19 protein-coding genes are annotated in these 22,020 nt (G+C 70.4%); 15 read left to right on the top strand and 4 right to left on the bottom strand.

Going from position 1 to position 22,020, the window contains the following annotated elements; genetic code table 11:
* Nucleotides 1-27 precede the first annotated feature (27 nt).
* Nucleotides 28-765 carry an imidazolonepropionase-like domain-containing protein gene (locus AZE13_RS14795; protein ID WP_066931111.1) on the top strand — a complete coding sequence of 246 codons (738 nt, stop codon included), beginning with the start codon at nt 28-30 and terminating at the stop codon, nt 763-765.
* 556 nt (nt 766-1,321) lie between these two features.
* The gene (locus AZE13_RS14790) at nt 1,322-2,023 is read left to right on the top strand and encodes a demethylmenaquinone methyltransferase (RefSeq protein ID WP_066931109.1); all 702 of its coding nucleotides are present in this window, start codon (nt 1,322-1,324) and stop codon (nt 2,021-2,023) included.
* Nucleotides 2,024-2,061: 38 nt separating this feature from the next.
* Here the strand turns inward: AZE13_RS14790 and AZE13_RS14785 are convergent, their stop codons facing one another.
* The 3 genes from AZE13_RS14785 to AZE13_RS14775 all read right to left on the bottom strand — a co-directional run bounded on the left by AZE13_RS14785 (nt 2,062) and on the right by AZE13_RS14775 (nt 5,856).
* Nucleotides 2,062-3,363 (bottom strand): glutamate--cysteine ligase, encoded by a 1,302-nt coding sequence (locus tag AZE13_RS14785; RefSeq protein WP_066931107.1) that lies wholly within the window; start codon nt 3,361-3,363, stop codon nt 2,062-2,064.
* Between the two features lie 167 nt (nt 3,364-3,530).
* Nucleotides 3,531-4,751 (bottom strand): MFS transporter, encoded by a 1,221-nt coding sequence (locus tag AZE13_RS14780; RefSeq protein ID WP_066931105.1) that lies wholly within the window; start codon nt 4,749-4,751, stop codon nt 3,531-3,533.
* A gap of 193 nt (nt 4,752-4,944) precedes the next feature.
* A complete protein-coding gene (locus AZE13_RS14775; protein ID WP_220127577.1) occupies nt 4,945-5,856 on the bottom strand; it encodes a LysR family transcriptional regulator in 912 nt (303 codons plus the stop codon).
* A 236-nt stretch (nt 5,857-6,092) separates the two neighbouring features.
* Between AZE13_RS14775 and AZE13_RS14770 the strand changes: the two genes are divergently transcribed.
* Nucleotides 6,093-7,412, top strand: a complete 1,320-nt coding sequence (locus AZE13_RS14770; protein WP_066931424.1) for a geranylgeranyl reductase family protein — start codon at nt 6,093-6,095, stop codon at nt 7,410-7,412.
* A 78-nt stretch (nt 7,413-7,490) separates the two neighbouring features.
* Here the strand turns inward: AZE13_RS14770 and AZE13_RS14765 are convergent, their stop codons facing one another.
* Complete coding sequence (locus AZE13_RS14765; RefSeq protein ID WP_066931422.1) at nt 7,491-8,348, bottom strand: C40 family peptidase; 858 nt, start codon at nt 8,346-8,348, stop codon at nt 7,491-7,493.
* 790 nt (nt 8,349-9,138) lie between these two features.
* Here AZE13_RS14765 and AZE13_RS14760 point away from each other — a divergent pair.
* From AZE13_RS14760 to nuoL, 12 genes are read left to right on the top strand one after another with little or no spacing between them, the layout of a single operon-like run.
* Nucleotides 9,139-9,498 carry an NADH-quinone oxidoreductase subunit A gene (locus tag AZE13_RS14760; protein WP_066931103.1) on the top strand — a complete coding sequence of 120 codons (360 nt, stop codon included), beginning with the start codon at nt 9,139-9,141 and terminating at the stop codon, nt 9,496-9,498.
* Between the two features lie 9 nt (nt 9,499-9,507).
* The gene (locus tag AZE13_RS14755; RefSeq protein ID WP_066931101.1) at nt 9,508-10,062 is read left to right on the top strand and encodes a NuoB/complex I 20 kDa subunit family protein; all 555 of its coding nucleotides are present in this window, start codon (nt 9,508-9,510) and stop codon (nt 10,060-10,062) included.
* Nucleotides 10,059-10,901, top strand: a complete 843-nt coding sequence (locus AZE13_RS14750) for an NADH-quinone oxidoreductase subunit C (RefSeq protein WP_079123995.1) — start codon at nt 10,059-10,061, stop codon at nt 10,899-10,901. The genes AZE13_RS14755 and AZE13_RS14750 overlap by 4 nt, the downstream gene beginning before the upstream one ends.
* Entirely contained in the window at nt 10,901-12,277 is a 1,377-nt protein-coding gene (locus AZE13_RS14745) for an NADH-quinone oxidoreductase subunit D (RefSeq protein ID WP_258527795.1), read from the top strand. The genes AZE13_RS14750 and AZE13_RS14745 overlap by 1 nt, the downstream gene beginning before the upstream one ends.
* 50 nt (nt 12,278-12,327) lie before the next feature.
* Entirely contained in the window at nt 12,328-13,098 is a 771-nt protein-coding gene (nuoE, locus tag AZE13_RS14740; RefSeq protein ID WP_066931099.1) for an NADH-quinone oxidoreductase subunit NuoE, read from the top strand.
* Nucleotides 13,098-14,480 carry an NADH-quinone oxidoreductase subunit NuoF gene (nuoF, locus tag AZE13_RS14735; RefSeq protein ID WP_066931097.1) on the top strand — a complete coding sequence of 461 codons (1,383 nt, stop codon included), beginning with the start codon at nt 13,098-13,100 and terminating at the stop codon, nt 14,478-14,480. The genes nuoE and nuoF overlap by 1 nt, the downstream gene beginning before the upstream one ends.
* The gene (locus AZE13_RS14730; protein ID WP_066931095.1) at nt 14,477-17,005 is read left to right on the top strand and encodes an NADH-quinone oxidoreductase subunit G; all 2,529 of its coding nucleotides are present in this window, start codon (nt 14,477-14,479) and stop codon (nt 17,003-17,005) included. Before nuoF ends, AZE13_RS14730 begins: the two co-directional genes overlap by 4 nt.
* On the top strand, nt 17,005-18,393 hold the full coding sequence (nuoH, locus tag AZE13_RS14725) for an NADH-quinone oxidoreductase subunit NuoH (RefSeq protein ID WP_066931093.1): 1,389 nt from the start codon (nt 17,005-17,007) through the stop codon (nt 18,391-18,393). Before AZE13_RS14730 ends, nuoH begins: the two co-directional genes overlap by 1 nt.
* Nucleotides 18,386-18,964, top strand: a complete 579-nt coding sequence (gene nuoI / locus AZE13_RS14720) for an NADH-quinone oxidoreductase subunit NuoI (protein WP_181690346.1) — start codon at nt 18,386-18,388, stop codon at nt 18,962-18,964. Before nuoH ends, nuoI begins: the two co-directional genes overlap by 8 nt.
* The gene (locus AZE13_RS14715) at nt 18,961-19,827 is read left to right on the top strand and encodes an NADH-quinone oxidoreductase subunit J (RefSeq protein WP_066931089.1); all 867 of its coding nucleotides are present in this window, start codon (nt 18,961-18,963) and stop codon (nt 19,825-19,827) included. Before nuoI ends, AZE13_RS14715 begins: the two co-directional genes overlap by 4 nt.
* Nucleotides 19,824-20,123 (top strand): NADH-quinone oxidoreductase subunit NuoK, encoded by a 300-nt coding sequence (gene nuoK / locus AZE13_RS14710; RefSeq protein WP_066931087.1) that lies wholly within the window; start codon nt 19,824-19,826, stop codon nt 20,121-20,123. The genes AZE13_RS14715 and nuoK overlap by 4 nt, the downstream gene beginning before the upstream one ends.
* Nucleotides 20,124-20,135: 12 nt before the next feature.
* Complete coding sequence (gene nuoL, locus AZE13_RS14705) at nt 20,136-22,019, top strand: NADH-quinone oxidoreductase subunit L (protein ID WP_066931085.1); 1,884 nt, start codon at nt 20,136-20,138, stop codon at nt 22,017-22,019.
* Nucleotide 22,020: the final 1 nt, after the last annotated feature.

The following is a 22,020-nucleotide window of genomic DNA, read 5'->3' as shown; positions in this document are numbered from 1 at the left end:
GCGAGTGGTCGAGCGGATTGAGCGGTCGTGCTGACGATTCACCGGGTGCGGGGAGTCCGGCGGGTGCACGAGGGCCCGCTGGACCCCGGGCATGCGGTGCAGGCTGTCGTTGTCGACGGCGCACGGATCGCCGCCATCGGCCCGTACGAGGAACTGGCGGCGACGTACGGCTTGTCCGTGGACGACGCGGAAGACGTGGAGGGTGCGGAGGACGCGGGGGACGCCGGCGACGCGGGGGAGGAGTCGACGGTCCGGGGGCGGGTCCGCCTCCGTGAGTGGGACGGGGTGCTGACTCCCGGACGTCACGAACCGGACGGCCGGGCGTTCCTGGAAGCCGCCTACCACCCCGACCCGCGCGAGGCCGATGAACTCGGCACCGAGCCGATCACGGGCGAGGCGCTCGCGGCCCTCGGCATGACCGAGATGCGCTGGGGCGCCAGCGCCCGCCGGGGCCTGCAGCGACTGCTGGCATCCGGGACGACAGCGCTGACCGGCCCGTTCACCCGCCCCGCGGTACGTACGGCCGTCCAGCGCTCCGGCCTCGACGTACTGTCCGACCCCGGCTCCGGCTCCAGCCCTGACCCCGGCTCCAGCTCCGGCCTCGGTTCCGGTCCTGGCCCACGAGCCCTGGCCCCTGGCGGTGTGGCCACCTTCGCCGTCTTCGCCGACGACGGCACCGCCCTCGCCACCGTCCTCGCCGGCCGCCTCGTCCACCGCCGCCCGCGCCCGGCGTCACCCTCCCCACCGTTCCGTCACTCATTGTGACGACGCAGGAACAAATAACTCTCCGTAATCGTTGCCGAAGTAACGAAGGACGCAGCACGCAAGGCCCGAGACGCAGCACACGAGGCCCGAAAGGTGCAGAGCAGGCCCAAGCCCACCCGGCCGCCCTGCCTCGCCCCGTAAGGAAAGCGCGCTGAAAGGTACCCGCCCTCGCCCCCGTAAAGAACCCGTCGCCCGTAAAGGACCCGTCAGCGCGCCTTCCTTGCGCGTCAGGGCAGCGTCAACGCAAGCGGAACGACGGATTCGGGTCGGCAAGATCGATGGCGCGGGGACGGCCGGCACCTGGCCGCTCGCGATGCAGTACGCAGATGCAGGCAGCAGCAGTACGCACCGCTGGACCGCCGGGATGTTCTGAGGGGGGCATCCCGGCCGTCCCCGACCAGCTACCGACCAGCCGGGGACTGGCCGCGGACCGGGGACCGGCGGCGGACGGGGGACCGGCGGCGGGCCGGGGGTATGTCGGGCGCAGGGCCGGGGTCGTGCCCGGTGCGGTCGTCCCGGTGCGGGCGTCGTCCGGGGCACGGTGGACAATGGCCGGGTGACCCGAGCATCCCTGGACAAGCAGCCGCACGAAGTCGCCGCGATGTTCGACGACGTGGCGGCGCGGTACGACCTCACCAACGACGTGCTCTCCCTGGGGCAGGCGCGGCTGTGGCGCAAGGAAGTGGACCGCGCGGTGGCCGCACGGCCCGCCGAGCGGGTACTCGACCTCGCGGCCGGTACCGGCACCTCTTCGCTGCCGTTCGCCAGGACCGGTGCGTACGTCGTGCCGTGCGACTTCTCCGTCGGCATGCTCGCGGAGGGCAAGAAGCGGCACCCGTGGCTGCCGTTCACCGCCGGCGACGGGACCCGGCTGCCGTTCGCGGACGGGGTATTCGACGCCGTCACCATCTCCTTCGGGCTGCGCAACATCCAGGACACCGATGCCGCGCTGGCCGAGCTGTACCGGGTCACCAAGCCCGGCGGCCGGCTGGTGATCTGCGAGTTCAGCGAGCCGACCTGGGCGCCGTTCCGGACCGTCTACACCGAGTACCTGATGCGCGCGCTGCCGCCGGTCGCCCGCGCGGTCAGCAGTAACCCGGACGCGTACGTCTACCTCGCCGAGTCCATCCGTACCTGGCCCAACCAGCCCGAACTCGCCGCCCGGTTGCAGGGTGTGGGCTGGACCAAGGTCGCCTGGCGCAATCTGACGGGCGGGATCGTGGCGCTGCACCGGGGGGCGAAGCCGTCCGGCGGATGACAGATCCTGGGTGACTCAGGCCCGACTCCGGTGGTGGCTCAGGTCGGCTGGGCGGTGTCGTAGGTCGTCCGGTCGTCGGGGCCGGCGCCGGGGCGGGGCCCGGGGCCATGATCAGGGCCGGGGCCGGGGCCGTGATCGGGAGCGGGGCTGTGATCGGGATCGCGGTCGGAGTCGGGGGCGGCGTGCTCGTGGAGTGGGACGGCCAGGGTGTCGACCACGTTCTCCAGGCGTTCGGTGCGCCGGTACACGGCGCGTTGCCGTGCGGCGCCCGTGCCGTGCCCTTGCAGGCGCGACAGCCAGCGCCGGACCGTGTCGAAGTCGCCGGCGGCGTGCAGGTGGCCCTGGACGCGCATCACCAGGGCCGTGGCCAGATACCAGGCCGGGACGGTCCGGACCGGGCCGGGCAGCGGTACGGCCGGCAGCCGGCCTGACATTCCGTCACGGGCCGCGCGCCAGGCTGCCGCGCGCAGCACGCTGTCCTCCACCGGCGGGGCCGGTTCTCCCTTGCGTATCTTGGTCAGCGCCGTGGCGACCAGGCCGCGCACCAGCAGGGCGTAGGCGACGGTGTCCTCGGCGCCGGGCAGGACGTCGGCGACCCTGATCTCGACGGTGGGCACGTGCCGGGAGGGCCGGACGGACCAGTACACCATGGCCGGATCCATCGCCGCCCCGCTGTCCACCAGTGCGGAGACGACCCGCTCGTAGTGGTCCGCCGAGCGCAGGTACGGCGGCGGCGCGGCGGTCGGCCAGCGGCCCCACAGCATCGCCCGCCAGCTGGCGTGGCCGGTGTCGCGGCCGAGGCAGAAGGGGGAGTTCGCGGTCAGGGCCAGCAGGAGCGGTGTCCACGGGCGCAGGTGGTTGACCACCTGGACGGCCTCCTCCGGATCCGGCACCCCTACGTGCACATGGCAGGCGTTGACGCACTGCTGGTCCACCAGGCTCCGGAACTGGGCGGTGATCGCGTGATTGCGCCGGGTGTCCACGACCGGCGGCGGCCCGGGATCGCCCAGCGGCGCCGTGCCGCAGGCCACCAGCAGGTGGCCGGCCTCATGTGCGGCGCGGGCAGCACACCGGCGTAATCGCGTGACCTCCGCGCGCAGCTGCCGCGCGTCGGAGCACACCCCGCCGACGGTCTCCACCTGGCCCAGCGCCAGCTCGGCCACCACCTGCCCGTGCCCCGCCAGCCGGTCGGCCGTCTCCACCACGCCGTTCGCCGTGAGCACCGCCTCGCGGGTCACCGGGTCCGCCAGGATGAACTCCTCCTCCACCCCCACCGTCAGTTCCCCGCGCCCTGCCCGGGCTCCCGCACCCACCGCACCCACCGCGTAGGACTCCCGCATGCCGCCTCCACCCTCCACACCACGCAGCACGACCAAGCGGCTCCCACAGTAGGGAGGCACGGGGCGATGCGCTGGGCACGAATGAGGCATTCTCGGTTCGCCCTTGGTTTGCCCTCGCTTGGTCTGCCTCCGCCCTCGGCTGCCTGCGTTGTGCCCGCCGTTGTGCGCTATCGAGGTTCCGGTGTTGCCGGTGTTGCCGGTGGTGAGGCCTTCGGCTTCGGTGTGTACGCCAGAAGCAGGCCGGCGAACCCCAGCAGCGCGGCGATCCACAGGGGGGCGGTGTAGCCGCCCCCGGCGGCGAGCGCGGTTCCGGCCAGGAGGGGCCCACCGGCGTTGCCGATGTTGAAGGCCGAGATGTTGGCGGCCGAGGCGAGATTGTCCGCGCCCTGGGCCGTGGCCATGACCCGGGTCTGCAAGGGCGGGATGACGGCGGCCCCGACCAGGCCGAACAGGAAGAACCCGACGACCGCGGCGGGCTTGCTGTGTACGGCCGCCAGAAGCGCCAGGGACACGACGGCGACACCGGTCAGTGCCCCGTACAGCGTGGGAGCCAGGGCCCGGTCCGCCAGCCGGCCCGCGAGCGGGGTTCCGGCCACCATCCCGGCGCCGATCAGCACCAGCATGAGCGGTACCGTCCGCTCGCTGAATCCGGTGACGTCCACGAGTATCGGCGCTATGTAGGTGAGCACGGTGAGGAAGGGAGCCCAGCCGAAGGCGGTCGCGGCCAGGGCGCGCCATACCCGGCCGCGCCGGAAGACGGCCAGTTCCGCGCGGAAGCCGGCCCCCTCTTCGGCGGGGACGAAGGGAACGAGCAGGGCCAGTGCCACCAGCAGGACCACGCCGATCACGGTCACGGCCCAGAAGGTGGCCCGCCAGCCGAGTGCCTGCCCCAGCGCCGTCCCGCCGGGCACGCCCAGCACGTTGGCGATACTGAGCCCCATGAAGACGACGGCGATCGCGCCGGCCTTCCGGTGCGGGGCGACGATGCCGGCGGCCACCACCGAGGCGGTGCCGACGTAGGCGCCACCGGCGAGTGCGGTGAGCACCCGGCCCGCCAGCAGCACTCCGTATCCGGGCGCCACGGCGCTGAGCAGGCTCGCGGCGATGAACAGGCCGACCAGCCACAGCAGCAACCGTTTCCGGGGGGCTCTCGCCCCGAGTACGGCCAGCAGCGGAGCACCGATCACCATGCCCAGCGCGTAGCCCGACACCAGCAGTCCGGCGGTGGGAAGCGGGACGCCCAGGTCGCCCGCGATCTCGGGCAACAGGCCGGCGATGACGACTTCGGTGGTTCCCACGGCGAAGGCCCCCAGCGCGAGCGCCGGCAGGGTGCCGGCTGCGGATCCCCGGCCCCGGCCTCGGCCCCGGGCCGGGCGGCGCTTGTCCATGTCAGGAGGCGCGGACGGTACAGAGGACACAGACGATGCAGAAGACACAGCGGACGTAGAGGACGCAGGCGACACAGAGGACGCAGCGGGCCCGGGGGGTGGTGCGGCTGACAGGTCGTTGGTCATGCCGCCAGCTTTGTGGCCCGATCGCTGTTGATCAGCTACTGGTTGCTCAACGACCGGTTAGCCACGTTTACCGATCACGTGCGGTACGGGTATCCGCCGCGACCTCCGTGGCCACGTCGATGAACTCCCTGCTGCGGGCGGTCGTCCCGTACGTGCGCCAGACCAGCCCGTACTCCAGCGGGGCGGCGTCGCGGAACGGGAGGTAGACGACGTTTCCGGGAGTGAGGTACGCGGCGACATCGGCTCCCACGGGGGAGATGCCCTGCCCCGCCCCGACCATGGCCAGTGTTTCCTGCACGGTCGCCGCGGACCGCCCGCGCCGGATCGGCCGGCCGCTCGGCGTGGACGAGGGCGTCAGGTGTTCCTGCCAGTAGTCCGGTACGTGTCCGGAGCAGGCGAAGACGCGGTCACGGGCCAGGTCCTCCAGTGACGCGGTGTTCTGCTTGGCGAGGGAGTGGTTGGCAGGGACGGCCAGCATCCGCGGGACGCGGAGCACCACGGGGCCACGGACCAGGTCCGGTTCCTCCACGGGGAACTGCGTGACCAGGAGGTCCACCTCGCCGGAGCGCAGCGGTCCGAGCAGGTCCCTGACCTGTGTCTCGTAGATCTGGACGTCGGCTTCCCGGTGGCGGCGGGTGAAGACGCGGATCGCGTCCAGCACGAACTCCCCGGCCGCGGCGCCCAGATAGCCCACGGTCAGGTGCCCCGCCATGTCCTTCGCCGCGGCCTGTGCCGCCGCCAGGCCGCGTTCGATGCGGCGGTAGCCCGGCTCCACGTCGTCGAGCAGACGCCGGCCGAGTGGGGTGAGCCGTACGCGGCGACTGGTGCGGTCGAAGAGCGGTGCGCCGACCCGGCGTTCCAGCCGCTGGACGATCTGACTCACCCTGGCGCGCGACACCTGAAGGCGTTCGGCGGTGCGGCCGAAGTGCAGCTCCTCGGCGAGGGTCAGAAAGCTCTCGATCTCCAGTCGGTCCAGCATCCGGTAACGGTACTCACGCCGCGCACATACCGTGCGCACGGTATGCCCGCCCACGGGACGCCACGGATCGCCCACCTGACGCCTACGGGCCGGACGTCCACGGGACGTCTACGGGCCAACCCTTCAGGTTCTGCGCGGCCGGGGCCCCCATAGACTGAGCGTGCCCAGTGCCGGTCGGTACCCAGATGCCCAGATATCCGGATATCGACTTCTATCGACTTCCGGGAGACTACGCCGTGACCGAGTCCGCGTCCGCGTCCGTGACCGATTCCGTGACCACAGCCCGCTCGGAGCACACCGCGGACGTGATCGTCGTCGGGGCCGGTCCCGCCGGCTCGACCACGGCCTACCACCTCGCCAAGTCCGGTCTGGACGTACTCCTGCTGGAGAAGACGGCGTTCCCGCGCGAGAAGGTCTGCGGTGACGGTCTGACGCCGCGCGCCGTCAAGCAGCTGGTCGCGATGGGTATCGACATCTCGGAGGAGGCGGGCTGGCTGCGCAACAAGGGGCTGCGGATCATCGGCGGCGGCTCCCGGCTGCAGCTGGACTGGCCGGAGCTGGCCTCGTTCCCGGACTACGGGCTCGTCCGCAGGCGCGACGACTTCGACGAGCAGCTGGCGCGGCAGGCCCAGAAGGCCGGCGCCCGCCTCTACGAGCGCTGCAACGTCGGCGCGCCCGTCATCAACGAGTTGACCGGCCGCATCACCGGCGTGCACGCGAAGCTCGGTGAGGAGAAGACCCCGGTCACCTTCCATGCGCCGCTCGTCGTCGCCGCCGACGGCAACTCCACCCGGCTGTCGCTGGCCATGGGCCTGCACCGGCGCGAGGACCGCCCCATGGGCGTGGCCGTCCGCACGTACTTCACCTCGCCCCGGCACGACGACGACTACCTGGAGTCCTGGCTGGAGCTGTGGGACCGTCGCGGCGCCCAGGACCGGCTGCTGCCCGGCTACGGGTGGATCTTCGGCATGGGCGACGGTACGAGCAATGTCGGCCTGGGGGTGCTCAACACCTCCGCGGGCTTCCGGGAGCTGGACTGGCGGGAGATCCTCAAAGCGTGGTGTGCCTCTATGCCCGCCGACTGGGGCTACACGCCGGAGAACATGACCGGTCCGATCCGCGGCGCGGCGCTGCCCATGGCCTTCAACCGGCAGCCGCACTACACGCGCGGACTGCTGCTGGTCGGCGACGCGGGCGGCCTGGTCAACCCGTTCAACGGCGAGGGCATCGCGTACGCCATGGAGTCCGGAGCGATCGCCGCCGAGGTCATCGTCCAGGCGCACGCCCGCGCCACGTACGTCCAGCGCGAGCTGGCCCTGCAGCGCTACCCGAAGGTCCTCAAAGACACCTACGGCGGCTACTACTCGCTCGGCCGCGCCTTCGTGAAGCTCATCGGCAACCCCAAGGTCATGCAGATCGCCACCCAGCGCGGCCTGACCCACCCGCTGCTGATGCGCTTCACCCTCAAGATGCTGGCCAACCTCACCGACCCCACGGGCGGCGACGCCATGGACCGGATCATCAACGGGCTGAGCAAGGTCGCGCCGAAGGCGTGACGCCCGTACGCGCGGAACCGCCCCTCCCGGGCGGCGGGAGGGGCGGTTCCGGCGAGGGATTCCTCAGAGGACGGGTCCTCAGAGGACGCGCACCGCGCCGGTCGGCATGTCGTAGTTGAGCGGGCGCTCGACGATGCCGGTGCTCGGGTTCTGGGCGCCGATGAACTTGCCGTCCCCGGTGTAGACGGCGACGTGGTAGGCGCTGCCCGCGCTGCCCCAGTACAGGATGTCGCCGACCTGGAGGTTGCTCAGGCTCACCTGGGTACCGGTGGTGGACTGGTCCTGCGAGACGCGCGGCAGGTCGATACCGATCTGCTTGAACGCGGCCATGGTCAGGCCCGAGCAGTCGTACGACGAGGAGCCGGTGGCGCCCAGCACGTACGCCTTGCCCAGCTGCGCCTTGAGGAAGGAGACCAGCGTGGCGGCGGAACCGGTGGCGGACGACGAGGGGGTCGAGGTCGAGGCGGAGGACCCGGACGACGAGCTGTCGGACGAACCGGCCGACGAGCCGGTCAGGGTCGTACGGTCGGCGGAGCGCGAGGCGCGGGCCTGCGCGGCCTCCTCGGCCTTCCGCTCCTCCTCGGCCTTCTTCTTCGCCTCGGCCTCGGCCTTGGCCTTCTCCACGGCCTCGGTGGCCTGCTCCTCGGCGGCCTTGGCGGCCTGGGAGAAGGCGGTGTCCTGGAGCGCCTGACGCTCGTAGGTGAACGCGACCTGCTCGGCGGTGTCGGCGCTCTTGGCCGCGCTGGTCGCCAGCGCGGCCGTGATCGTCGGCATCTCCTGGGTTTCGGCGACGGGCTTGTCCGTGGCGTTGGCCGGTACGGTCGCGCCGGTCACGGCGAGAGTGAGGAAGCCACCGGTCACACCCGCGCGCAGCGCGCGCGAGGACGCGGAGCGACGGGGCTTCCGGTGGCTGGGTATGAGTGCGTTCGGGGACATGGGCATAACGGCTATCAGGAGCCTCAGGTTGCTGCCAACAAAGGTGTGTTGCGCCACACTTGACGCGTACGCGACGAACAAAACGGACTTTTGACTACCCGTCGAGTCGGCGGCGCGATGTCCGGATTTCGTGATCATGTTCCTGCGCACGGCATTTGCTGCCCCGTACGGGCCTGCGGGGCGCTTACCACTTCTCCGCGCGCCACGCCAAGGGCTCTCGGGCGTCAAGGATCTGGCGCGGCAATTCGGGTGGGATAGGTCACTCTTGAGTGCCCGTTATGTTCCCGTGATGCGACCGTGATCTGGAGCGGGTCGCGGTCCGGGTATCGCCCGTGAAAGGGCGTGCGCGCCGGCGTGCCATCCGCCCGGACGGCCGCCGCGCGCCGGGGTCGCGCCGACGGGCCTGCCTCCTATATCAGTTGGGGGCACCGGGTGCCAATTTGCCTGTGGCGGCCACCACTTGATATTGGCCAGTCGATCCTGGCCAGCGGTAACCCATGCGAATGTCACCTCTCGTGATCACTTGCGCGCTTCACGTATGAAGATCGCCCCTCGCCCCGCTTCATGATCCTTCGCCGGGTGGTAAAGATCACAAAGGCGTTGACCGCCCCCGTGTCGCAGATCACAGACCGGCGGGCATAAGATGCAGGCGGCTTGGGCTTGTGAACTGCCTCACATGTGCACGATCTCCGTGAGGGCAGGGAGAGATCTCCATAGGGCAATCAGGGGGCACTCGAAGAGCCCGAGCGGACCGCCATCCAGTCATCGTCGACTGAAGGGAGCGAGGACGGTGAACGCTTACGCGCCCATCCTCGTACTGGGAGCCCTCGGGGCAGGCTTTGCGATCTTCTCCGTCGTCATGGCCTCGCTCGTCGGGCCGCGGCGCTACAACCGGGCCAAGCTCGAGGCGTACGAATGCGGAATCGAGCCGACACCACAACCGTCCGGTGGCGGTCGTTTCCCGATCAAGTACTACCTGACGGCGATGCTCTTCATCGTCTTCGACATCGAGATCGTCTTCCTCTATCCCTGGGCCGTCACCTTCGACGCCCTGGGGCTGTTCGGGCTCGTCGAGATGCTCCTCTTCGCGCTCACCGTCTTCGTCGCCTACGCCTATGTCTGGCGTCGTGGCGGCCTGGAATGGGACTAGGGGCCACACATGGGACTGGAAGAAAAGCTGCCGAGCGGCTTTCTGCTGACCACTGTCGAACAGGCCGCGGGCTGGGTGCGCAAGTCATCGGTCTTCCCCGCGACCTTCGGACTGGCCTGCTGCGCCATCGAGATGATGACGACCGGCGCCGGGCGGTACGACCTGGCCCGCTTCGGTATGGAGGTCTTCCGCGGCTCCCCGCGGCAGGCGGATCTGATGATCGTGGCCGGCCGGGTGAGCCAGAAGATGGCCCCCGTACTGCGGCAGGTCTACGACCAGATGCCGAACCCGAAGTGGGTGATCTCCATGGGGGTTTGCGCCTCATCGGGTGGAATGTTCAATAACTACGCGATTGTGCAAGGGGTCGACCACATCGTCCCCGTCGATATCTACTTGCCGGGCTGCCCGCCGCGTCCCGAGATGCTGATGGACGCCATCCTCAAGCTCCACGACAAGATCCAGCACTCCAAGCTCGGGGTCAATCAGCAGCAGGCCGCCCGCGAGGCCGAGGAAGCGGCCCTCAAGGCACGCCCGCTGATCGAGATGAAGGGGCTGCTGCGATGAGTGAGCGGAAGAACCCCGAGCACCGGGGCCGCGGAGGTCAGGATCCCGGCCGTCAGGATCCCGCTGGTCAGGATTCCGCGCGCCGGGCCCAGGAGCGTCCCGGCGAGCCGGGCGGCACCGCCGACGCCCTCCCGGCGCAGCGCGACGACACCGGCGAGGTGATCGCCACCCGCCGAGGGATGTTCGGTGCCGGCAACGGCGGCGACACCAGCGGCTACGGCGGCCTCGTGCGGACCGTCCGGCTGCCCGGCGCCTCCCAGCGGCCGTACGGAGGTCCGGGCGGCGACGGGGGAGGGTCCGGCGATTTCGACGAGATCGCCGACGAGCTGGAGGGCGCCCTCGACGAGCAGGGGCTGGTCCCCGAGAACGTCATCGAGAAGACCGTCGTGGACCGTGGCGAGCTGACCTTCCACATCGCGCGGGAGTCTCTGCCGGCCGTCGCCCGGATCCTGCGGGACGACCCGGCGCTCCGCTTCGAGCTGTGCACCGGCGTCAGCGGGGTGCACTTCCCCGGCGACCAGGGCCGCGAGCTGCACGCCGTCTACCACCTGCGCTCGATCACCCACAACCGGCTGATCCGGCTGGAGGTCTCCGCCCCGGATGCCGACCCGCACATCCCGTCGCTGGTCGGGGTCTATCCAACCAACGACTGGCACGAGCGCGAGACCTACGACTTCTTCGGCCTGATCTTCGACGGCCATCCCGCACTGACCCGGATCATGATGCCGGACGACTGGCAGGGCTTCCCGCAGCGCAAGGACTACCCGCTCGGCGGCATCCCCGTCGAGTACAAGGGCGCCCGGATTCCGGCTCCCGACCAGCGGAGGTCGTACAGCTGATGACTACTGCACCGCACTCCCACTCCTCCAGCGGCCACCACACGTCCAGCGACTTCGACACACCGCAGTCCCTGGCCCGTGAGACCACCGAGGGAACCGTCTACAACGTCACCGGCGGCGACTGGGACGAGGTGGCGGCCTCCGCCGTGACGTCCGACGACGAGCGGATCATCGTCAACATGGGGCCGCAGCACCCCTCCACGCACGGTGTGCTGCGGCTGATCCTGGAGATCGACGGGGAGACCGTCACCGAGGCCCGCTGCGGTATCGGCTATCTGCACACCGGCATCGAGAAGAACCTCGAATACCGGACCTGGACGCAGGGCACCACCTTCGTCACGAGGATGGATTACCTCACCCCCTTCTTCAACGAGACCGCCTACTGCCTGGCCGTGGAGCGGCTGCTCGGCATCACCGACGACATCCCCGACCGGGCCACGGTCATCCGCGTGATGTTGATGGAGCTCAACCGGCTGTCGTCCCATCTCGTCGCCATCGCCACCGGCGGGATGGAGCTGGGCGCCACCACGATCATGATCTACGGCTTCCGGGACCGCGAACTGATCCTGGACATCTACGAGCTGATCACCGGCCTGCGGATGAACCACGCCTACATCCGGCCCGGCGGCCTGGCCCAGGACCTGCCCCCGGGCGCCGTGGACCAGGTCCGCTCCTTCGTCAGGAAGATGCGCAGGAACCTCCCCGAGTACGACAAGCTCGCCACCGGAAACCCGGTCTTCAAGGGCCGCATGGAGGGCATCGGCTACCTCGACCTGGCCGGCTGTATGGCCACCGGCGCCACCGGGCCGATCGTGCGCTCCGCAGGGCTCCCGCACGACCTGCGCAAGGCGCAGCCGTACTGCGGCTACGACACGTACGAGTTCGACGTGCCGACCGCCGACTCCTGCGACGCCTACGGCCGGTTCCTGGTCCGGCTGGAGGAGATGCGGCAGTCGCTGCGGATCGTCGAGCAGTGCCTGGACCGGCTGGAGCCCGGCCCCGTGATGGTCGCGGACAAGAAGATCGCCTGGCCCGCGCAGCTGGCCCTCGGGCCGGACGGCCTGGGGAACTCCCTCGACCACATCAAGAAGATCATGGGCACCTCGATGGAGGCCCTGATCCACCACTTCAAGCTCGTGACCGAGGGGTTCCGCGTCCCGCCCGGACAGGCCTACGCGGCCGTCGAGTCACCCAGGGGCGAGCTGGGCGTGCACGCGGTCAGCGACGGCGGCACCCGCCCCTGCCGGGTGCACTTCCGCGACCCGTCCTTCACCAACCTGCAGGCCATGGCGGCGATGTGCGAAGGCGGCCAGGTCGCCGACGTCATCGTCGCCGTCGCGTCCATCGACCCCGTGATGGGAGGCGTCGACCGGTGACCACTGTGTCTCCCCGGGGGGAAACCCCCGAACCCCCCACCGAACTGGGGATGCCCGCGCTCCCCGCCCCCGACTACCCGGCCGACGTCCGGGCCCGGCTGGAGGCGGACGCCAAGGAGGTGATCGCGCGCTACCCCGGGGCGCGCTCGGCCCTGCTGCCGCTGCTGCACCTCGTCCAGGCGGAGGAAGGGTTCGTCAGCCGCACTGGCATCCGCTTCTGCGCCGAGCTGCTCGGCCTGACCACCGCCGAGGTCACCGCCGTCTCGACCTTCTACACCATGTACCGGCGCCGGGACGGCGGCGACTACCAGGTCGGGGTCTGCACCAACACGCTGTGCGCGGTGATGGGCGGCGACGCCATCTTCGAGGAACTCACCGAGCACCTCGACGTCGGCAACGGCGAGACCACCGCGGACGGCAAGGTCACCCTCGAACACATCGAGTGCAACGCGGCCTGTGACTTCGCCCCGGTCGTGATGGTCAACTGGGAGTTCTTCGACAACCAGACGCCGGAGTCCGCCCGGCAGCTGGTCGACGACCTGCGGGCCGGCCGGACCGTGGAGCCCACCCGCGGCGCCCCGCTGTGCACCTTCCGGCAGACCGCCCGGATGCTCGCCGGTTTCCCGGACGAGCGGCCCGGTGCCGTCGAGGCCACCGGAGGCGCCGGCCCCGCCTCCCTGATCGGCCTGCGCCTGGCCAAGGGCGAGGCCGCCCCCGCCCGTGGCACCGACCACGTCGTCGCCCCGCGGACGACTACCGACGGCCCCGCCGCCGACGGCCCCGCCGGCGATCCCGGCTCCACCGCAGAGGAGGGGGAGTGATGACCGTGGCAGCCGACTACGGAGGCGCCTCCCGGCCGCCGGCCGGGGGAGAGGCGAGCCCCGAGAAGCTCCTCACACCGGTCCTGTCCGCCTTCTGGGACCAGCCGGAGTCCTGGACGCTGGAGACCTACCGTCGGCACGAGGGCTACGAGGGCCTGCGCAAGGCGCTCGCGATGCCCCCCGACGACGTCATCGCCTACGTCAAGGACTCCGGCCTGCGCGGCCGTGGCGGCGCGGGCTTCCCCACCGGGATGAAGTGGCAGTTCATCCCGCAGGGCGACGGCAAACCGCACTATCTAGTTGTCAACGCCGACGAATCGGAGCCGGGGACCTGCAAGGACATCCCCCTCCTCTTCGCGAACCCGCATGCCCTCATCGAAGGGATCGTGATCGCCTGTCATGCGATCCGGTCGCACCACGCCTTCATCTACCTGCGCGGTGAGGTCGTACCCGTACTGCGCCGGCTGCACGAAGCCGTACGCGAGGCCTACGCGGCGGGCTTCCTCGGTAGGAACATCCTCGGTTCCGGACTCGACCTGGATGTGATCGTGCACGCGGGCGCCGGCGCGTACATCTGCGGTGAGGAAACCGCGCTGCTCGATTCCCTGGAGGGCCGTCGCGGACAGCCCCGGCTGCGTCCTCCCTTCCCTGCCGTGGCCGGCCTCTACGCCTGCCCCACTGTCGTCAACAACGTCGAGTCCATCGCGTCAGTTCCCGCGATCCTGAACCGCGGCAAAGAATGGTTCCGCTCGATGGGCAGCGAGAAGTCCCCGGGCTTCACGCTCTACTCACTCAGCGGCCATGTCGCCAACCCCGGCCAGTACGAAGCCCCGTTGGGCATCACACTGCGCCAACTGCTCGACATGAGCGGCGGGATGCGCCGCGGCCACCGGCTGAAGTTCTGGACCCCCGGCGGCTCCTCGACGCCGATGTTCACCGCCGAACACCTCGACGTCCCGCTCGACTACGAGGCCGTCGGCGCGGCCGGCTCGATGCTCGGCACCAAGGCGCTGCAGTGCTTCGACGAGACCACCTGCGTCGTCCGGGCGGTCACCCGCTGGACCGAGTTCTACGCACACGAGTCCTGCGGCAAGTGCACACCCTGCCGCGAAGGGACGTACTGGCTGGTCCAGTTGCTGCGGGACATCGAGGCCGGCGAGGCCGTGCCGGGCGACCTCGACAAGATCGCCGACATCGCCGACAACATCAACGGCAAGTCCTTCTGCGCCCTCGGCGACGGCGCCGCCTCACCGATCTTCTCCTCGCTGAAGTACTTCCGCGACGAGTACGAGGAGCACATCACCGGCCGGGGCTGCCCCTTCGACCCCGCCAGGTCGACCCTCTGGGCCGACAACGACGCTCACCTGGGGGTGAACGCATGACCGTCACGACAACGGGGCCGGACAGCGGCTCCGCCGCGGTCCCCCCGGAGGACCTCGTCGCCCTGACCATCGACGGCATCGAGATCTCCGTCCCGAAGGGGACGCTGGTCATCCGCGCCGCCGAAATGCTCGGCATCGAGATCCCGCGCTTCTGCGACCACCCGCTGCTGGACCCGGCGGGCGCCTGCCGGCAGTGCATCGTCGAGGTCGAGGGCCAGCGCAAACCGATGGCCTCCTGCACGATCACCTGCACCGACGGCATGGTCGTCAAAACGCAGCTGACCTCCCCGGTGGCCGAGAAGGCCCAGCGCGGGGTGATGGAGCTGCTGCTGATCAACCACCCGCTGGACTGCCCGGTCTGCGACAAGGGCGGTGAGTGCCCGCTGCAGAACCAGGCGATGCAGGTCGGCGACCCGGAGTCGCGCTTCGAGGGCCACAAGCGCACGTTCGCCAAGCCGGTGCCGATCTCCACCCAGGTGCTGCTGGACCGCGAACGCTGTGTGCTGTGCGCGCGCTGCACCCGCTTCAGCGACCAGATCGCCGGCGACCCGATGATCGACCTCGTCGAGCGCGGCGCCCTCCAGCAGGTCGGCATCGGGGAGGGCGACCCCTTCGAGTCGTACTTCTCCGGCAACACCATCCAGATCTGCCCGGTCGGCGCGCTCACCTCCGCCGCGTACCGCTTCCGCTCCCGCCCCTTCGACCTGGTCTCCTCGCCGTCGGTGTGCGAGCACTGCGCGGGCGGCTGCGCGACCCGTACGGACCACCGGCGCGGCAAGGTCCTGCGCCGGCTGGCCGCCAACGACCCGGAGGTCAACGAGGAGTGGATCTGCGACAAGGGGCGCTTCGCGTTCCGCTACGCGCAGCTGCGCGACCGGCTGGAGCACCCGTGGGTGCGCAACCGGGAGTCCGGTGAACTGGAGCCCGCGAGCTGGCCGGAGGCCCTTCAGGCGGCGGCCCGCGGACTGGCCGCGGCCAGGGGCCGCACCGGCGTCCTGACCGGCGGCCGGCTGACCGTCGAGGACGCCTACGCGTACGCCAAGTTCGCCCGGGTCGCGCTGCACAGCAACGACATCGACTTCCGGGCCCGGGTGCACAGCGCCGAGGAGGCCGACTTCCTGGCGGCGACGGTCGCGGGCCGGGGGCGTGACCTGGAGGACGGCGGGGTCACATACACCTCCCTGGAGCAGGCCCCGGCCGTCCTGCTGGCCGGTATCGAGGCCGAGGAAGAGGCGCCCGGCGTCTTCCTGCGGCTGCGCAAGGCCCACCGCAAGCACGGCCAGCGCACCTACGGGCTGGCCAGTCACGCCTCCCGCGGCCTGATCAAGGCCGGCGGCGTGCTGCTCCCGGCCGCACCCGGCACCGAGACCGAATGGCTGGACGCACTCGCCGGCGGCGTCGCCCTGGACGACGAGGGGCGGGCCGCGGCCGAGGCGCTGCGCGCGGACGGCGCGGTGATCGTCGTCGGGGAGCGGCTGGCGGCGGTGCCCGGCGCGCTGACCGCCGCGGCCCGTACCGCCTCCGCCACCGGCGCCCACCTGGTGTGGATCCCCCGCCGGGCCGGCGAACGCGGTGCTCTGGAGGCGGGCGCGCTGCCCGGTCTGCTGCCCGGCGGCCGGCCGGCCACCGACCCGCGGGCCCGCGACGAGGTCGCCGCCGCCTGGGGCGTGGCCGAGCTGCCGCACCGGCACGGCCGGGACACCGGCCAGATCATCGAGGCCGCGGCGACCGGTGAACTCGGCGCGCTCCTGGTGGCGGGCGTCGAGGCGGCCGACCTCCCGGACCCGGCCCGCGCCCTGACGGCGCTGGACGAGGTCGGCTTCCTGGTGAGTGTGGAGCTGCGGCCCTCCCAGGTGACCGAGCGGGCGGATGTGGTCCTCCCGGTGGCGGCGGTGACGGAGAAGGCCGGAACGTTCCTCAACTGGGAGGGACGGGCCCGGCTGTTCGAAGCGGCGGTCAAACCGGACCAGATGACCCGCCGGCAACTCCAGCCGGACTGCCGGGTGCTGACCATGCTCGCGGACACCATGGCGGCGGCCGCCGGCGGCTCCGGCGCGGGGCGTCTGGGCCTGCCCGACGTCCGCTCCGTACGCCGCGAGATGGACCGGCTCGGCAGCTGGGACGGCCCGTACGCGGCCGCCCCCCTGGAGACCGCGCGGCCGCTGCCCCGCCCCGACACCGGTGAGGCGGTCCTCGCCGGACACCGGCTCCTGCTGGACCGAGGGGTGCTGCAGGAGGGCGACGAGGCGCTGGCCGGTACCCGGCACGCCGTCGTCGTCCGGCTGTCGCCGGCCACCGCGGAGGAGACCGGCGTCAAGGACGGCGACCTGCTGGCGGTCAGCGGCCCGGCCGGCTCGGTCCGCCTGCCGCTGAAGGTCACGCCGATGCCCGACCGGGTGGTGTGGCTGCCGCTCAACTCCACGGGCGGCGGTGTCGCCGCCGACACCGGGGCCCGCCCCGGGGACCTGGTGAGGATCTCCGCCGCCCCGGGCACGCCGGCGGCGGCCAAGGAGGTGGACGCGTGATGCGGCTCGACCAACTGGCCGCGGCGGGCGGTGCGCTGGCCCGGGAGGACCTGTCGCTGTTCGGCCGCGACCCGTGGTGGCTGATCGTCATCAAGGCGGTGTTCTGCTTCGCTTTCCTGATGCTGACGGTGCTGTTCTCGATCGTCTGGGAACGCAAGGTCGTCGCCTGGATGCAGCTGCGGATCGGCCCCAACCGGCACGGTCCGTGGGGGCTGCTCCAGTCGCTCGCCGACGGCGTGAAGCTGATGCTGAAGGAGGACCTGGTCGTCAAACGGGCCGACAAGGCGGTCTACCTCCTCGCGCCGGTCGTGGCGGCCATCCCGGCCTTCATGGCGATCGCGGTGATCCCCTTCGGCCCGGCCGGCAACGAGGTCTCCGTCTTCGGCGTCCGCACCCCGATGCAGCTCACCGACCTGCCGATCGGCGTCCTCTACGTCCTCGCCACGGCCTCGGTCGGCATCTACGGCATCGTGCTGGCGGGCTGGTCGTCCGGTTCGACGTACCCGCTGCTCGGCGGTCTGCGGTCGTGCGCGCAGATGATCTCGTACGAGATCGCGATGGGCGCCGCCTTCGCGTCGGTCTTCCTCTACTCCGGGTCGATGTCGACGTCGACCATCGTGGAGGCCCAGCAGAACCGTTGGTTCGTGGCGCTGCTGCCGGTGTCGTTCCTGATCTACATCGCGACGATGGTGGGGGAGACCAACCGGGCACCGTTCGACATGCCGGAGTCCGAGGGCGACCTCGTCGGCGGCTTCAACACCGAGTACTCGTCCATCAAGTTCGCGATGTTCATGCTCGCCGAGTACGTGAACATGGTGACGGTCTCGGCGGTCGCCACCACCCTCTTCCTCGGCGGCTGGCGGGCCCCGTACCCGGTCTCCACGTTCTGGGAGGGTGCGAACCACGGCTGGTGGCCGATGCTCTGGTTCACCGTCAAGGTGCAGCTGCTGCTGTTCTTCTTCATCTGGCTGCGGGGCACGCTCCCCCGGGTGCGCTACGACCAGCTGATGAGGCTGGGCTGGAAGATCCTCATCCCGGTGTCGCTGGTCTGGCTGCTGCTGGTCGCCACCGTCCGGGCGCTGAAGAACGAGGGCTACGACTTCTCCCAGATCGTGCTGTACGTCGGCGGCGGGGCGGTCGCCCTGCTGCTGATCTCGCTCCTCGTGGACTTCTTCCGGCGCGCCGAGGAGGAGCCGGCGACGGACGGCGACGGGGAGGCCTTCGACCCCCTGGCGGGCGGTTTCCCCGTACCGCCGCTGCCCGGACAGAGCCTCCCGCCCGTGCCGCGCCGACGCCCGCGCCGGCCACGCGAGTTGATTGTCAGTGGTCGGGTGGACACTGCCAGTGACGTGAATGCCACCGACGGAAAGGGGGGCGACGGTGCCTGAGTTCCAGAACCCCGTGGCCGGCTTCGGCGTGACCTTCAAGGCCATGTTCAAGAAGCGGCTGACCGAGCAGTACCCGGAGGAGAAGAAGCCGACGGCGCCGCGATTCCACGGCCGCCATCAGCTCAACCGCCATCCCGACGGGCTGGAGAAGTGCATCGGCTGCGAGCTGTGCGCGTGGGCCTGCCCGGCGGACGCGATCTATGTCGAGGGCGCGGACAACACCGACGAGGAGCGCTACTCGCCCGGTGAGCGCTACGGCCGCGTCTACCAGATCAACTACCTCCGCTGCATCCTGTGCGGCCTGTGCGTGGAGGCCTGCCCGACTCGCGCGCTCACGATGACCAATGAGTACGAACTCGCCGACCGGTCCCGCGAATCGCTCATCTACACCAAACAGGAGCTGCTCGCCGGCCTGGAGGACACCATGGTCGACACCCCGCATGCGATTTACCCCGGCATGACGGAGAAGGACTACTACAACGGGCTGGTCACCGAGGCCGCGCCGGGAACGGCCCGCCAGGCCGCCGTCTCCAATGGTGAACAGACCGCCGACGAGGGGGTGCAGGCATGACCGGCCTCGCCGCCTCCGTGACCTCCACGGGAGAGGCCGTCCAGTTCTGGATCCTGGGCACCGTCGCCGTCCTCGGCGCGCTGTGCACGATCCTGATGAAGCGGGCGGTGCACAGCGCCCTCTCGCTGGCCGGCACCATGATCGTCCTGGCGGTCTTCTACCTCGCCAACGGCGCGTACTTCCTCGGCGCCGTCCAGATCGTCGTCTACACGGGCGCGGTCATGATGCTGTTCCTGTTCGTCGTCATGCTGGTCGGTGTCACCGCCGCGGACTCCCTCAAGGAGACGCTCAAGGGCCAGCGCTGGTTCGCCGCCGGCCTGGGCGTCGGCTTCGGCGTCCTGCTGATCGCCGGTATCGGCAACGCCTCCCTCAAGGAGTTCAACGGTCTGGGCGAGGCGAACGCCGGCGGCAATGTGCAGGGCCTGGCCGCGCTCGTCTTCACCAAGTACGTCTACGCCTTCGAGCTCACCGGCGCCCTGCTGATCGCGGCGGTCGTCGGCGCGATGGTGCTCACCCACCGGGAGCGCACGCAGCGCGCCAGGACGCAGCGCGAGCAGTCCGAGGCGCGGATCCGCGAGGGCACACAGATCCCGCCGCTCCCTGCCCCCGGCGTCTACGCCCGGCACAACGCCGTGGATATCCCCGGCCTGCTGCCCGACGGCACCCCGTCCGAGCTGACCGTCAACAAGACCCTGCGGGAGCGCGGCCAGATCCGTGACGTCTCCGCCGAGTCGCTCGCCGAACTCAAGGCGCTGGAGCGGCGCTCCGAGAACTGGCTGGGGCGCGGCCCGGAGGACGAGCCCGGGCCCGGTCCGTCCGGTGGCGCGCCGCGGAACGAGCACACCGAGGGGGCCACGAAGTGAACCCGGTCAACTACCTCTATCTCGCCGCCCTGTTGTTCACCATCGGTGCGGCCGGGGTGCTGATCAGGCGGAACGCCATCGTGGTGTTCATGTGTATCGAGCTGATGCTCAACGCCTGCAACCTCGCCTTCGTCACCTTCTCCCGGATGCACGGGAATCTCAACGGCCAGATCATCGCCTTCTTCACGATGGTCGTCGCCGCGGCCGAGGTCGTGGTCGGCCTGGCGATCATCGTGACGATCTTCCGCACCCGTCATACGGCCTCGGTCGACGACGCCAGCCTGATGAAGCTGTAAGGGGTCGACAAAGTGGAGAACTTGATCGCGCTGCTGGTAGCGGCACCGCTGGCCGGTGCGGCTCTGCTGCTGTGCGGCGGCACCCGGCTCGACCGCACCGGCCACTGGATCGGCTCGCTGCTCGCGGTGGTGTCGTTCGCCGTCGGTGCGGTGCTCTTCGCCGACCTGCTCGGCCGGAGCCCCGAGCACCGCACCCTGCACCAGCATCTGTTCAGCTGGATCCCCGTCGGCGGCTTCCGGGCCGACGTCGCCTTCCAGCTCGATCAGCTGTCGATGACCTTCGTCCTGCTGATCACCGGAGTCGGATCGCTGATCCACATCTACTCGATCGGCTATATGGAGCACGACGAGCGGCGCCGCCGCTTCTTCGGCTACCTCAACCTCTTCCTCGCGGCGATGCTGCTGCTCGTCCTCGCCGACAACTACCTTCTGCTGTACGTCGGGTGGGAGGGCGTCGGCCTCGCCTCGTACCTCCTGATCGGGTTCTGGCAGCACAAGCCCAGCGCGGCCACCGCCGCCAAGAAGGCGTTCCTGGTCAACCGCGTCGGCGATATGGGCCTGTCCATCGCGGTGATGGTGATGTTCACGACGTTCGGGACGTTCACCTTCGGCCCGGTGCTCGGTGCCACCGGCGACACATCCCAGGGCACCCTGACCGCGATCGGGCTGTTGCTGCTGCTGGCCGCCTGCGGCAAGTCGGCGCAGGTGCCGCTGCAGTCCTGGCTCGGTGACGCCATGGAGGGCCCGACCCCGGTGTCGGCCCTGATCCACGCCGCCACGATGGTCACCGCCGGCGTGTATCTGATCACCCGCTCCGGGGCGATCTTCAACGCCGCGCCGGACGCCCAGCTGGCGGTCGTCGTGGTCGGCGCGGTCACTCTCCTCTTCGGTGCCATCGTCGGTTGCGCCAAGGACGACATCAAGAAGGCGCTGGCCGGCTCCACGATGTCGCAGATCGGCTACATGATCCTGGCCGCCGGGCTCGGCCCCGTCGGCTACGCCTTCGCGATCATGCACCTGGTCACCCACGGCTTCTTCAAGGCGGGCCTCTTCCTCGGCGCGGGCTCCGTGATGCACGGGATGAACGACGAGGTGGACATGCGCCGTTACGGCGGCCTGCGGAAGTACATGCCGGTCACGTTCGTCACGTTCGGCCTCGGCTATCTGGCGATCATCGGCTTCCCCGGTCTGTCCGGCTTCTTCTCCAAGGACAGGATCATCGAGGCGGCGTTCGCCAAGGGCGGCACCGAGGGCTGGATCCTCGGCGGCGCGGCTCTCCTGGGCGCCGCGATCACCGCGTTCTACATGACCCGGGTGATGCTGATGACGTTCTTCGGCGAGAAGCGCTGGGACCCAGCCGAGACCCATCCGCACGAGTCGCCGAAGGTCATGACGATCCCGATGATCCTGCTGGCCGTCGGATCGGTCTTCGCGGGCGGGCTGTTCAGCGTGAACGAAGCCTTCGTGACGTGGCTGGAGCCGGTCACCTCCTTCTCCCACGGCCACTCCCCGGTCGGCGCCACCACGGTCACCGCCTCGACGATGGTCGTGCTGCTCGTCGGTGTCGGCATCGCCTGGCTGATGTACGGCCGCAAACCGGTCCCGGCGCGCGCCCCGCGCGGCTCGCTGCTGACCCGGGCCGCCCGCCGCGATCTGCTCCAGGACGACTTCAACCACATCGTCTTCGTCCGCGGCGGCAGCCAGGTCACCGGCACACTCGTCCAGCTCGACCGCTCGCTGGTGGACGGCGCGGTCAACGGCACGGCGGCCTCGATGGGCGGACTCTCCGGCCTGCTGCGCCAGTTGCAGAGCGGCTTCGTCCGCTCGTACGCGGTCCAGATGCTGGGCGGGGCCGCCGTTCTCGTCGCCGCGACCCTGCTGATGAGGGGTGTCTGAG

The sequence above is a fragment of the Streptomyces sp. NBRC 110611 genome (genome assembly GCF_001590865.1).
GTDB lineage: Bacteria > Actinomycetota > Actinomycetes > Streptomycetales > Streptomycetaceae > Streptomyces.
The sequence above is the reverse complement of the archived record's forward strand: the minus strand, read 5'-3'. Positions and strand labels throughout refer to the sequence as shown.

Excerpts from the sequence above, each read along its gene's own strand:
- AZE13_RS14785 (WP_066931107.1), bottom strand. The coding sequence starts at position 3,363 with ATGCGGGAGTCCTACGCGGTGGGTGCGGTGGGTGCGGGAGCCCGGGCA.
- AZE13_RS14780 (WP_066931105.1), bottom strand. The coding sequence starts at position 4,751 with ATGGACAAGCGCCGCCCGGCCCGGGGCCGAGGCCGGGGCCGGGGATCC.
- AZE13_RS14775 (WP_220127577.1), bottom strand. The coding sequence starts at position 5,856 with ATGCTGGACCGACTGGAGATCGAGAGCTTTCTGACCCTCGCCGAGGAG.
- AZE13_RS14765 (WP_066931422.1), bottom strand. The coding sequence starts at position 8,348 with ATGTCCCCGAACGCACTCATACCCAGCCACCGGAAGCCCCGTCGCTCC.
- AZE13_RS14755 (WP_066931101.1), top strand. The coding sequence starts at position 9,508 with ATGGGACTGGAAGAAAAGCTGCCGAGCGGCTTTCTGCTGACCACTGTC.
- AZE13_RS14750 (WP_079123995.1), top strand. The coding sequence starts at position 10,059 with ATGAGTGAGCGGAAGAACCCCGAGCACCGGGGCCGCGGAGGTCAGGAT.
- AZE13_RS14745 (WP_258527795.1), top strand. The coding sequence starts at position 10,901 with ATGACTACTGCACCGCACTCCCACTCCTCCAGCGGCCACCACACGTCC.
- nuoE (WP_066931099.1), top strand. The coding sequence starts at position 12,328 with ATGCCCGCGCTCCCCGCCCCCGACTACCCGGCCGACGTCCGGGCCCGG.
- nuoF (WP_066931097.1), top strand. The coding sequence starts at position 13,098 with ATGACCGTGGCAGCCGACTACGGAGGCGCCTCCCGGCCGCCGGCCGGG.
- AZE13_RS14730 (WP_066931095.1), top strand. The coding sequence starts at position 14,477 with ATGACCGTCACGACAACGGGGCCGGACAGCGGCTCCGCCGCGGTCCCC.
- nuoH (WP_066931093.1), top strand. The coding sequence starts at position 17,005 with ATGCGGCTCGACCAACTGGCCGCGGCGGGCGGTGCGCTGGCCCGGGAG.
- AZE13_RS14715 (WP_066931089.1), top strand. The coding sequence starts at position 18,961 with ATGACCGGCCTCGCCGCCTCCGTGACCTCCACGGGAGAGGCCGTCCAG.